Source organism: Neolewinella agarilytica, assembly GCF_900110645.1.
GTDB classification, from domain to species: domain Bacteria; phylum Bacteroidota; class Bacteroidia; order Chitinophagales; family Saprospiraceae; genus Neolewinella; species Neolewinella agarilytica.
Window position 1 is genome coordinate 274,382 of sequence record NZ_FOFB01000004.1, and the last position, 11,744, is coordinate 286,125.

9 protein-coding genes and 1 pseudogene are annotated in these 11,744 nt (G+C 56.3%); 9 read left to right on the forward strand and 1 reads right to left on the reverse strand.

Going from position 1 to position 11,744, the window contains the following annotated elements; genetic code table 11:
* Positions 1 to 214: 214 nt before the first annotated feature.
* The 8 genes and pseudogenes from BM123_RS05660 to arsS all read left to right on the forward strand — a co-directional run bounded on the left by BM123_RS05660 (position 215) and on the right by arsS (position 10,278).
* A complete protein-coding gene (locus BM123_RS05660; RefSeq protein ID WP_090166173.1) occupies positions 215 to 898 on the forward strand; it encodes a TIGR04282 family arsenosugar biosynthesis glycosyltransferase in 684 nt (227 codons plus the stop codon).
* Positions 899 to 946: 48 nt separating this feature from the next.
* Complete coding sequence (locus BM123_RS05665) at positions 947 to 4,180, forward strand: SusC/RagA family TonB-linked outer membrane protein (protein WP_090166175.1); 3,234 nt, start codon at positions 947 to 949, stop codon at positions 4,178 to 4,180.
* A 105-nt stretch (positions 4,181 to 4,285) separates the two neighbouring features.
* Entirely contained in the window at positions 4,286 to 5,722 is a 1,437-nt protein-coding gene (locus BM123_RS05670) for a SusD/RagB family nutrient-binding outer membrane lipoprotein (RefSeq protein WP_090166177.1), read from the forward strand.
* Between the two features lie 148 nt (positions 5,723 to 5,870).
* Complete coding sequence (locus BM123_RS05675) at positions 5,871 to 7,253, forward strand: sodium:solute symporter family transporter (protein WP_245748439.1); 1,383 nt, start codon at positions 5,871 to 5,873, stop codon at positions 7,251 to 7,253.
* Positions 7,250 to 7,591 (forward strand): tRNA-binding protein, encoded by a 342-nt coding sequence (locus tag BM123_RS05680; RefSeq protein ID WP_090166180.1) that lies wholly within the window; start codon positions 7,250 to 7,252, stop codon positions 7,589 to 7,591. Before BM123_RS05675 ends, BM123_RS05680 begins: the two co-directional genes overlap by 4 nt.
* Positions 7,592 to 7,611: 20 nt before the next feature.
* Positions 7,612 to 8,142 (forward strand): annotated as a pseudogene (locus BM123_RS24895) (metallophosphoesterase family protein); the annotation flags it as partial.
* A gap of 567 nt (positions 8,143 to 8,709) precedes the next feature.
* The gene (locus BM123_RS24900; RefSeq protein ID WP_406603243.1) at positions 8,710 to 9,045 is read left to right on the forward strand and encodes an arsenosugar biosynthesis-associated peroxidase-like protein; all 336 of its coding nucleotides are present in this window, start codon (positions 8,710 to 8,712) and stop codon (positions 9,043 to 9,045) included.
* 162 nt (positions 9,046 to 9,207) lie between these two features.
* On the forward strand, positions 9,208 to 10,278 hold the full coding sequence (arsS, locus tag BM123_RS05690; protein ID WP_090166185.1) for an arsenosugar biosynthesis radical SAM (seleno)protein ArsS: 1,071 nt from the start codon (positions 9,208 to 9,210) through the stop codon (positions 10,276 to 10,278).
* A 133-nt stretch (positions 10,279 to 10,411) separates the two neighbouring features.
* Here the strand turns inward: arsS and folK are convergent, their stop codons facing one another.
* On the reverse strand, positions 10,412 to 10,867 hold the full coding sequence (gene folK / locus BM123_RS05695; protein WP_090166186.1) for a 2-amino-4-hydroxy-6-hydroxymethyldihydropteridine diphosphokinase: 456 nt from the start codon (positions 10,865 to 10,867) through the stop codon (positions 10,412 to 10,414).
* A 111-nt stretch (positions 10,868 to 10,978) separates the two neighbouring features.
* On the opposite strand from folK, the gene BM123_RS05700 reads away from it, so the two are divergent.
* Entirely contained in the window at positions 10,979 to 11,611 is a 633-nt protein-coding gene (locus tag BM123_RS05700; protein WP_245748441.1) for a deoxynucleoside kinase, read from the forward strand.
* Positions 11,612 to 11,744: the final 133 nt, after the last annotated feature.

The following is an 11,744-nucleotide window of genomic DNA, read 5'->3' on the forward strand; positions in this document are numbered from 1 at the left end:
GAAGTAGAGGTCATCCCCGACTAAGTTGAAATCATGAGGATGAGAGTCGCCATCGCCTGGGTTCAGGTTGGTAATCAGCTCTCGACTAAGACTTTGTGGACTCATCCGGTAAATTTCGTCGTACTGTGGAGCATTATCAGGGAAAACGTCCACTACCGACAAAACCGTCGAGCATCAAATTCCGTATCTCAATTTATCCCCACCTTTGCAACTCATGCATCAGCCCACTGCCATACTCCTCTTCAGTCGCTCGGCGGCAGCCGAGGCCCACGAGAAGGGCTTCGGGGCGAAGCATGGTGGAGAACGGATGGCGGAAGGATTGATCCGCCGGACGGAGCAGACGGTTCGTCTTAGTGGTTTACCCGTTTTCCGTAGCGATGAGACGACGCAAAAGGGTAAGACCTTCGGCCAGCGACTCGCGGCAGCGATGAACGGTGTGTTCGCTAAGGGTTTCGAGAACGTGATTGTGGTGGGAAATGACTGCCCCTCGGTCCGCCCCTCGCACCTGCGCGCCGCCGCCCGCCTGCTTGAAAACGGGGAGAACGTTCTTGGTCCTGATCGGCGGGGTGGTGTGTGGCTGCTTGGCCTGCAACGCCGGGATTTTAACGCCCGCGCACTTGCTTCCCTACGCTGGGAAAGCGGTGATTTGTACGCCGATCTGGTCGCGCAACTGCCCGCCGTGGCGGATTTTGCGCGCTTGGGTGACCTCAATTCACTGGCGGATATTCGCCGGGACTGGTGGCAATTGCGCCACATTTTTGGCCAGTTGGCTGATTTGATTAACGGTGCTTTGCGGGTGGTTTTTGCGCCCCTTGTTATGCTTCAATCTGCACGCTTGATGCGGCGGTTGGGGCGGGCGCCGCCGGTTGTACCGCCGACTTCAGTCGGCGGACGCTGATTCATGCCGACTGAAGTCGGCAGTACAAACACATCTCAAGTTTTTTTTATGCACTGCATTCGCACGTGGGCCACGCTGGTTGGTCTGCTTTTTACCGTCGTTTTATCGGCGCAAACCGTTTCGGGTATCGTAATCGATGCTGAAACACAACAACCATTAATTGGAGCCTCCATTGTTGTAGAGGGAGACCCTGGTACAGTGACTGATCTCGACGGCAAATTCTCTTTTAGAGTGCCGGAATCAACGACGCGAGTCATCGTTTCTTACGTTGGCTACGAAACATTAGCCTATGACCTGGGCGCAGACGCAGGTGCAAGGGAAGGTCTTACGATAGCATTGACGGCCGGCACCGCCCTGGGCGAAGTCGTCGTTACCGCCCTCGGCCTCGAGCGCGACAACCGCGAGCTCGGCTACGCCGTGCAGCAAATCGAGGGGGAGGCGCTGACCGACGTCCAGGCCGTCAACTTCCTTGACAACCTGAGCGGGCAGGTCGCCGGCCTGCGCGTCACCGCCGGCGCCACGGGCGTGGGCTCCTCCAGCCAGATCGTCATTCGGGGGCAAACGTCCTTCACCAACAATAACCCGCTCTTCGTCGTAGATGGTACGCCGATCAATAATAACACCATCCTGAACCTGACCAACGAAGCCGCCGCTGGCTTTCAGGAGGTTGACTTCGGCAACGGGGCAATGGAGATCAACCCGGCGGACATCGAGTCCGTCTCCGTTCTCAAAGGAGCCTCCGCCGCCGCCCTTTACGGCACCCGCGCCGCCAACGGCGTCGTGCAAATCACCACCAAATCCGGTGGCCGCAAGCCGGGGCTGGGCATCAGCTTCAACTCCAGCTTTACGGTGGATAACCCCTTTCAACTGCCGCGGGTCCAGAACGAATTCGGGCAGGGGCAAGGCGGGGAGTTTGAGTTCGTCGATGGCCTCGGAGCCGGCACGTCGGACAACATCACCTACAGCTACGGGCCGCGCCTCGATCAGGGACTCAACATCGCCCAGTTCGACAGCCCCGTCACCCTGCCCGACGGCAGGGTAGTACGCGGTGGCGACGTGGCCGTCCACGGCGGCGCGCCCATCACTCCTTCGCCCTGGGTGAGTAACCCGGACAACATCACCGGCTTCTACGAAACCGGCACCACGGCCATTAACAGTCTCTCCATCAGCGGTGGTGGTGACTTTGGTGACTTCCGCCTGTCGGCCTCCGACCTGCGTTCCGAGAGCTATATCCCCGGCGTCAACCTGAAGCGGAAGAACATCGCCGGTAAGTTCAGCTTCCGCCCAACGGAGAAGCTGCGCGTCAATGCCGTGATCAACTACATCAACAGCAACTCCGACAACCGCCCCGCCGCCGGCTATGGCTCCGAAAACATCGGCTACAGCCTCACGGCCTGGTACGGCCGGCAGACGAACACGGAGAGCCTGCGGGAGTACTGGCAGCCCGGTCTGGAAGGCGTGCAGCAATACAGCTTTAACTATACCTTCTTCGACAATCCTTTCTTCACGCTCTTTGAAAACCGCAACAGCTTTAACCGGGATCGCCTTTTCGGCAATCTCTCGGCCAGCTACGAGATTGCGCCGACACTGACGGCAACCGTTCGCTCGGGCATGGACTACAGCGACGAGAAACGGCAGTTTCGCCGCCACTTCAGCACCAACCGCTTCAGCCAGGGCGGCTACGCCGAAAACGATGTCTTTTACCGGGAGATCAACACCGACTTCCTGCTGGATTACCATCCAACCCTGAGCGGTAACTTCAGCCTCAACCTGCTCGCCGGCGGCAACCGCCTCGACCAACAAGCACAGAACACCCAGAGCCAGGCCCTGACGTTGGCGCAGCCGGGTGTTTTCCGTCTCAGCAATGCCGCCAGCCCGGTCGAGATCTTCGATCAGGTAGCCAATAAACGTATCAACAGTCTCTACGGTCTGGCCAAGATCGGCTACAAAGACTTCCTCTTTCTGGACGTGACCGGCCGCAACGACTGGTCTTCTGCCCTGGCAACCCCCACGAACGCCGAAAACACCAGTTTTTTCTACCCCAGTGTGAGCCTCAGCTTCCTGGCGGACCGGGTACTCAACCTCCCCGACAACGTCAGCTTCCTGCAACTCCGCGCCAACTGGGCGCAGGTAGGCAACGACACCGACCCCTACCGCACGAGTTCGACCTTTGTGGCGCAGACTCCCTTCGGTGGTCAGCCCACCTTCTCTGAGCAAGCCGTGCTGGCCGCTCCTGGTCTGATGCCAGAGCAAACAACCAGTGCCGAAGTTGGCTTTGACGCCCGCTTTCTGGATGACCGCATCGGGCTGGACCTTACTTATTACCAGCAGACAACGGAGAATCAGATTCTGAGTCTGCCCGTTCCGCTGTCTTCCGGCTACCGCGAACAGATCGTTAACGGCGGCAAAGTGAGTGCTAACGGACTGGAGGCCGTGCTGAGCCTGCGTCCCGTCTGGAACAATAAATTTAAGTGGACGAGCCGCTTCAACTTCAGCACCAACCGCGCTACGGTGGACGAGCTGCCCGACGGCACTGAGCGATTTACCCTGGCCTACAGCCGAGTCTACAACTCCGTGAATCAGACGGTCTTTTTCATCGTCGAAGAAGGCGGAGAAATTGGTGACATCTGGGGAACGGGCTACCTGCGCAATGAAGATGGTGAGCTGGTGCTCAACGCCGATGGCGGTTTCATTGCCGACAACAACCTCAAAAAACTGGGGAACGCTAATCCGGACTTCATCCTGGGCTTCCAGAATAACTTCCGCTTCGGGAACTTCGACTTTGGCCTGCTGCTGGACTGGCGGCAGGGTGGAGAGCTCGTCAGCCGGACACTGGCGCTGGCCGGCGTAGCCGGGCAGTTGGAGGAAACTGTTGATCGGCCCGCCGAAGGCTTCGTCATCGAAGGCGTCCAGAACACGGGCACGGACGAGAGCCCCGTCTACACCCCCAACACAACGGCCGTTTCGGCGGAGAGCTTTTACCGCAGCTTCTACAACCGGAACCATGAGGAGAACAACGTCTACGACGCCAGCTACCTCAAAATCCGGGAGGCTTCCATCACCTATCGCCTGAGCCAAAGCCAACTGGCGGATAGCTTCCTGAGCGGCTTGGGCAGCCTGAGCATCAGCCTGATCGGGCGGAACCTGCATGCCTTCACGGAAATCCCTCATTTCGACCCGGAGCAGTTTGCCATCCAGGGGCAGAACATCGTTGGGGGCGTGGAGGACATTTCTTACCCCTCAGCTCGTTCCGTTGGACTTAATCTGGGGCTGGAGTTCTAGTTTGTACCGCCGACTTCAGTCGGCGGCCACCGCAAATTCCGCCGACTGAAGTCGGCGGTACAGACAAACCCTGCATCCTGCGTTCGCGCCAAAAAAATAAAAATAATGACTAAGTCAAGTCTCCTTATATCCCTTCTTCCTTTCCTCCTTTTCTTCGCCTGTACTAATGATTTTGAGGACATCAACACCAACGAAAACGCCCCCAGCGAAGTCCAGCCCGAGCTCCTGCTGCGTCAGGTTTTGTACGGCTATGGCGACGCTATGAGCTACGAGGGTTTTGTGGCGGGCAACCTGCTGAGCCAGCATTTTTCGATGATCGATTTTAACCTCTTTGATCGCCACGCGCTGAGCTCTCCGCAGGAAGGCGGTAACCCCTGGCCGATTCTTTACACGGCCCTTCGGGATAATGAGACCATTCTGGAACTCAGCCGGGAGAATTCCGCCCGCGCCGTTTATGAAGGCCCTGCGTTGGTCATGAAGGCCTACCTGGCCATGACGCTGACGGATATGTTTGGAGATGTACCTTACTTTGAAGCCTTCCGGGGCCGCGCTACCGGTGTTGTGACGCCGAAGTATGACCGGCAGGAAGACATTTACACCGCCGCCGGTGGTATTCTTGATAATCTGGAACAGGCCGTTATCGCGCTCGATGCCTACCAGGGAGCGCAGCCTCTGAACGGGGATATCCTCTTCAATGGAAATCTGGATGGTTGGGTACGCTTTGCCAATAGCTTACGGATAAAAGCACTGATGCGCATCTCCGCCCGCCGGGACCCATCGGCTGAGCTCCGGCAGATTTTTACGGACGGCCGTATTATTACCTCCAATGAGCAAAACGCCACTTTCGACTTTGCCGCCGGGCCACCCAACAGCTTTCCCTTTGCAACGGCACGGATTGGTATTTTCAACGTCTTCCTGATGAGTGAAACGGCGGAAGGTATTTACGCCGATTCAGGAGACCCGCGGGTAGGAACTCACTTTCGCCCCAGTGCCGCAAACGGTGAATTCGCGGGCATTATTAACGGTATTGACGCTTCGAGCGCCATCACGCCCGACGACTTCGCCCGGCCCGGTACCATCTGGCGCGAGAATACGGGCGACCACGATTTCAACTTCCTTACCGCCTGGGAGACTGATTTTCTGCTGTCCGAAGCCGCTCTGAAGGGATACATCGATGGGGATGCGCAGACTTACTACGAAAGTGCTGTGTTCAAGGCTTTCGACTACTGGCTCACGGCCATTCCCGGCAATCACCTGACGCGCAGCTCCGCTGCCTGGAACGAAGACCGGGGCCTGGAGCTCATCATTACCCAAAAATGGATCGCTTCTATCGGCAACGCCTACGAAGGCTGGGCGGAGTGGCGCCGGACAGGCTTCCCCGCGCTGAAGCCCGTACAGGCTAGCTTGAATGGCGGTCTCTACCCGGTCCGCATGCCGTACCCCAGTGACGAGCAAGCACTCAACTTTGAAAACTACCAGACAGCCGCCGCCGCTACCGAAGGCAACTCGGTGAACGTGCGGGTATGGTGGGACTTGGAATAGTCTTGTAGTCCGGTAGGCTGCCGCATTTTGGAGGCATTACTGGTTTTAGTACTTATCGAAAATCAATAGTATCAATCTAACTGACTTTACATCCATCAATCTAATCCAGTGGGTACTGGTCATCGGCTCCAGCCTGTTGCTTTTTGCGGTGGCGCCTTTGGCGCGCACGGCCTCCGAGTTCTTCGGCGGAGCACGGCGTGACCGGGTGCCGTCGATGGTTGCCCTGACGAGCAGTCTCGTGATCAGTTGGTTGTTCGCCAAGTCAATCACCAATGCAGCGAACCTGGGATTGGCCTTCGGGCTGGTCGGGGGCGTAGCCTATGCTGCCTACTACCTTAGTTTTGCGGTGGCGGGTTTTGTGATTTACGATATGCGGACGCGGGGCGGCTTTCGCTCCATTCACCATTTTCTGTCGGAGCGCTTCGGCCGCAAGGCGATGATTTTGTTTTCGCTCCTGATTTGTTTCCGGCTGTTCAATGAAGTGTGGTCGAACACGATGGTGATTGGCAGTTATTTTGGTGGGGTGGGGGAGCCGGCCTACTACGCGGCGATCCTGGTCTTTACCGCACTGACGCTGGCGTACAGCCTGAAGGGCGGGATGTCGTCGAGTATTCTGACGGACGTGATTCAGATGGTGCTGTTCGGGGTTTTGATTACCATCATCTTACTGGCCCTATTGCCCAAGGTGGAATACGACCTTGCCCCGGTGCTCAGCAGCGGGGAATGGACGATGGCGGCGGGCGGCAACCTGCTGCTGGTGGCGATCCTCCAGAGTTTTAGCTATCCTTTTCACGATCCGGTAATGACGGATCGGGGCTTTCTGAGCGACCCGAAGACGACGCTGAAGGCTTTTCTGTGGGCTGCGCCGATTGGCTTCCTGTGTATCCTGCTCTTTAGCGTGGTGGGTATTTATGGCGGTATCGCTGGCGTGCAAGGGCAGGCACCCGTTGAGGTGGCCAAGCTGCTGGGCGGGCCGATTCTGCTGGTGATGAACTTCATCATGATCACCTCGGCGGCCAGTACGCTGGACTCTACGTTTACGAGTTTTTCGAAGCTGGCGGTGGTGGATTTGGGGGCGGGTAAGGGCTTGGCGCGGCCGCAGGTGCAAGGAGAGGTTAAAAAGCAATGGGCTACAAAGCCTGACGGATCCCAGATATTCTTCTCCAGCCCAAAAGAACAAGGCTTGCTCTCCGCCGGCCGCTTAGCGATGATTACTATCGTTATTCTGGGCACCATCCCCGTCTTTCTGAACCCGGCTATCCTCTCGGCGACAACGGTGTCGGGAGCCATGGTGGCGGGCCTGGCGCCGGTCTTCTGTCTGTGGCGCATCAAAGCGCCACCGCTGAGCTTCTGGCTGTCGGTAGGCTTTGGCTTGTTTTGTGGCTTTATGCTGGTTTCCGGCCTCTGGCCGGAGTGGCTGACGGTCTCCTCCGGGAAATACGCTGATCTTTTGGGCGTAACGCTTGTTGAGGTCGTGGGCTGTTTCTCGCTCTACCTTTTGGGTATGCAACTTCAACCTTCTGAACCATGAGTAAAGACCAACCACTAAGCTGGGCAGAATTCGAACGGGTAGAAATGCGCGTGGGCACTGTCGTGTCCGCCGAGCCCTTCCCGGAAGCCCGAAACCCCAGCTACCGGCTGGTGATCGACTTTGGTGAGTTAGGAGAGCGGAAAACCTCCGCGCAGATCACGGATAAATACTCTCCGGAAGAACTCGTTGGCCGGCAGGTTATTGCCGTCGTCAACTTCCCACCGAAACAGATTGCCAGCATGATGAGTGAATGCCTGGTGTTGGGTGGAATGGAAGGAAAATTGATCACTTTGTTGCGGCCCGATGAAGTGGTGGCGAATGGAACACGTGTAGGATAATGGATGAAACAAACGATAATATGCTGCAGGCTTTCTCCCCCACAGAGTTTACACTCGGCTCTCTCTCCGGCCCTCTCCTCATCTTCGGCGGGGCCTACTCTAACCTGGAGGCGCTCACGGCCCTCCGGGCCGAGGCCGAGCGTAAGGGTATCCCGCCGGAGAACGTTATCTGCTGCGGCGACACCCCCGGCTACTGCGCCGATCCCGCCGCCTGCCTCGACCTGATCGAAGACTGGGGCATCCACGCCATTGCCGGCAACGTAGAGACGAACCTCGTCAATGGAACGGACGACTGCGGTTGCGGATTCGGCGATGGCTCCCGCTGCGACATGTTTGCCAGGCTCTGGTACAAATACGCCGCCAACAACGTCACCGAACGCAACCTGGAATACATGGCCGGTTTGCCGGATCTGCTACGCTTCACTTACGCCGGCCGCGAAGTAGTGGTACTGCACGGCTCCCCGCGCAACCAGTCGGAGTTCGTCTGGCGAAGTACGGACGCGGATCAGAAAGCCCAATTTTGCGCGGTCGCAGGTGCAGAGGTGGTCATTGGGGGGCATTGTGGGTTGCCGTTTGCGGAGGAAATTACCATTACTGCCCCGCGTTCCGCCGACACATCGGATGAACTTTTGGCCGACTACGTCAGTCCCAAAGATGCATCCGATGAGCGGCTGGCCGGGCGCAGCGAACATCCTCATGCGGTAGCCCAATCAAATATCGCCAATCACCATTCGCAAATCGCATATCCTTCTCCACTCTGGCTCAATGCCGGTGTCATCGGAATGCCCGCCAATGACGGCACGCCGCGCACCTGGTTTATGACGCTTGACGACACGAACGGCTTTGATTACGAATTTCACGCCCTCGACTACAACCATCAGGGGGCTAAAGCGCGTATGTTGGATGACCGCAGGTTACCCGTCTCCTACGCCGCTACGCTAACGACCGGGATCTGGGACAACACCGAGATAATGCCATCCGCCGAGGAGGCAAGAGAAGGTGTTGCGCTCGACCCCGAAACCATTAAGGCGGAGGCTTCCGCTGCTTTCTATCAACAAACATTGCATCCTGCGGCCGCGCCCACCAAAGCCGGGTTACCGCTGAAAAATATCACCAAAATGGAAAAGTACTCCGACCCCAAAGACCTGAAGTCTTTCGGCAAAATTGTCGACTGGCAGGAGGATATGGGTAATAAATTCTTCGACTGGTACAGCGGAGTCACCGAAGGCGATTCAGCGCTGACCGAACGCGAAAAGGCACTCATTGCCCTCGCCGTCAGTCACGCGATTCAGTGTTCTTACTGTATCGACGCTTACACCACGAACTCCCTGCAGGCAGGAGCCGACGAGGAGCAAATGATGGAAGCCGTACACGTAGCTGCCGCCGTGAAGGCAGGAACAACCCTTATTTACGCCAGACAAATGCAACGACAGGTGGAGAAGGTAGTCATGTAGTCTTGTGGTCTGGTAGGCTCCGCACATTGGAGACGCTATAGGCGTAACTGATGCCGCTTCCCCAATGTAGTAGCCTACTAGACCATCGAACTACAAGACTACAAGCCTCCCTCCTCCAAAATGCGGTAGCCTACCAGACTACCGAACTACAAGACTACAACCATGGCTATTAAGCAAAAAACAAAATCCCTCTCCGTTACCGGAAACCGCCTGAACAGCACTTTCGTGCAGCTCAACGTACTGAACGGAAAGGATGTCTCTGACGCCAAATTTCCGCGCTTTGCCGGTAAGCTGGCCGATCAGGGACATGCTCCCTTTAAGCCCACCAGTATTGAGATTTTTCAGCTGAACATCGGTAAACTCTGTAACCAGACCTGTGCCCACTGCCACGTGGATGCCGGCCCGGATAAGAAGGAGGAGAACATGTCAATGGAAGACCTGCAAACCTGCGTCGACATCATTGCCGCCACACCCTCGATCAAGATCGTAGACATTACGGGCGGAGCCCCGGAAATGCACCCCGGTTTCCGCTGGTTTGTGGAGCAATGTACCGCTTTGGGAAAGCAGGTCATCGATCGCTGTAACCTGACCATCATTATGGCTAACCCTAAATACCGGGACTTACCGGAATTTCTGGCGAAGCACAAGGTGCAGGTCGTCTCCAGCCTGCCGTATTTTTCTAAAACCCGCACCGATAATCAGCGCGGAGACGGGGTCTTTGAAGACTCCATCAAAGCCCTGCAACTCCTCAACGAAGCAGGCTACGGGAAGCCCGGATCCGGACTGATTCTCGATCTGGTGTTTAACCCCTCCGGCGCTTACCTGCCCGGTAAGCAGGAAACACTCGAGGCGGAGTTTAAGCGTCAGCTCGACCGAAAGTTCGGTATTGTCTTCAACCAACTCTACGCCATAACCAATCTTCCCGTCGCCCGATTCCTGGATTACCTCCTGGAGACCGGTAACTACGAAGAGTACATGCAAAAGCTGGTGGATGCTTACAATCCGGAAACAGTGGATGGGCTGATGTGCCGGAATACAGTCTCCGTTAGCTGGGACGGGTATCTCTCCGACTGTGACTTCAATCAGATGCTCGACCTAAAAGTCGCTGCCAAAGGGCAGCACATCTCTACTTTCAACGAAGAGGAACTGCTGAACCGCAACATCGTACTCAACCAACATTGCTATGGCTGTACGGCGGGGGCGGGGAGTAGCTGTACGGGCGTGGTGGCTTAGGCGTTCGCTTTGCTCACTTTTAGACGTCGTTGCGCTTGTAGAGCTCTGATAAAGACTTGACCGAAGGCGAGGCCTGGAAGCGCGCAGCGCCTTCCGCATCTAAAAAGAAATGGAGCGAAGCGATCATTTCTACCTACAAGCCGAAGGCGTCTACAAGCGAAGCGTCTACCAGCCCTCTCACAAAGTCCCGCTCTTTCCACCAGGGATGCGGCAAGCTTATCCGTTCATCCTCATAGCGAATGTCGTCGAGGAAGATGAGGTCGAGGTCGATCGTGCGGGCACCCCAGTGAGTTTTACGCTCCCGGCCGAGGGTTTGCTCAATGGATTGGGTAATGTCCAGCAGGTGATGAAGTGTTGCCTTGATGGAGCTCGTTACGGTGCTGCCAAAATCGTGCTGGTCAAGAGAGACGACAAGGACCTGGTTCAGGAAGTCCGGCTGCTCCGTTACTCCCCAGGCTTTGGTTTCCAGAATGGTTGATTCCTGAATGATTGGGCCAATGCGCTCTTGGATCAAAGAACGAGCCTGATTCATATTATCGCTTCGGTTTCCGAGGTTGGTTCCCAGGGCAATGGTAAGGAGGTGAGCCATATTAATTTGTTGCTGCACAAGATCACTATGGTTTGTGGAGACTTGCCTACTTTATCGTAATATTGCGAACGGCACAAATTACCAAAATACCAACGAACCAAAATACCACCCTTGCTTCCCCCATTCATCGCCATCGAGGGCAACATCGGAGCCGGAAAAACGACGCTGGCCAACCGCCTGTCGGCTGACCACAACCGGCGGCTGATCCTGGAGGCTTTCAGTGACAACCCCTTTCTTCCGCCCTTCTATAAAGAGCCTGAGCGCTACGCCTTTCCCGTTGAGCTTTTCTTCATGGCCGAGCGACATAAGCAGCTGCAGCATGAGTTGACGCAATCTGACTTGTTTTCCAACGGGGTGATCGCGGATTATATCTTCGTCAAAACATTGCTATTCGCCCGCAACACCTTGCCGGCCGAGGAGTTTCGTCTTTTCAGCCGACTGTTTAAGGTGATGGACGCCGGCTTCCCAAATCCGGACCTGATTGTCTACCTGCACCGACCCGTAGAAGCCTTGCAGGCAAACATTGCTAAGCGTGGCCGCGAATACGAGCAGGAAATCAAAGATGATTATCTGACCTCCGTACAAACCGCTTACTTCAATTACTTCGGCAGCCAGAAAGAACAACCGGTGTTAGTGATGGACCTTGGCGATGCCAACTTCGAAGAAGACACGGCCATCTATGACCGGATGGTAGCACTAATGCAAGAATCTTATCTAGTGGGGATGACGACGGTGGTTTTGTAGGGGCAGGTTGCAAGTTGCAGGTTACAAGGTGCAAGGTGTGGACCTCCTCATAAAAGTGGACAGTAGCTTCTGATTAGGCTGCCGGATTAGATTTCATTTTTGCTTCATAAGCTTGACGGACGGTGAGTCCTTT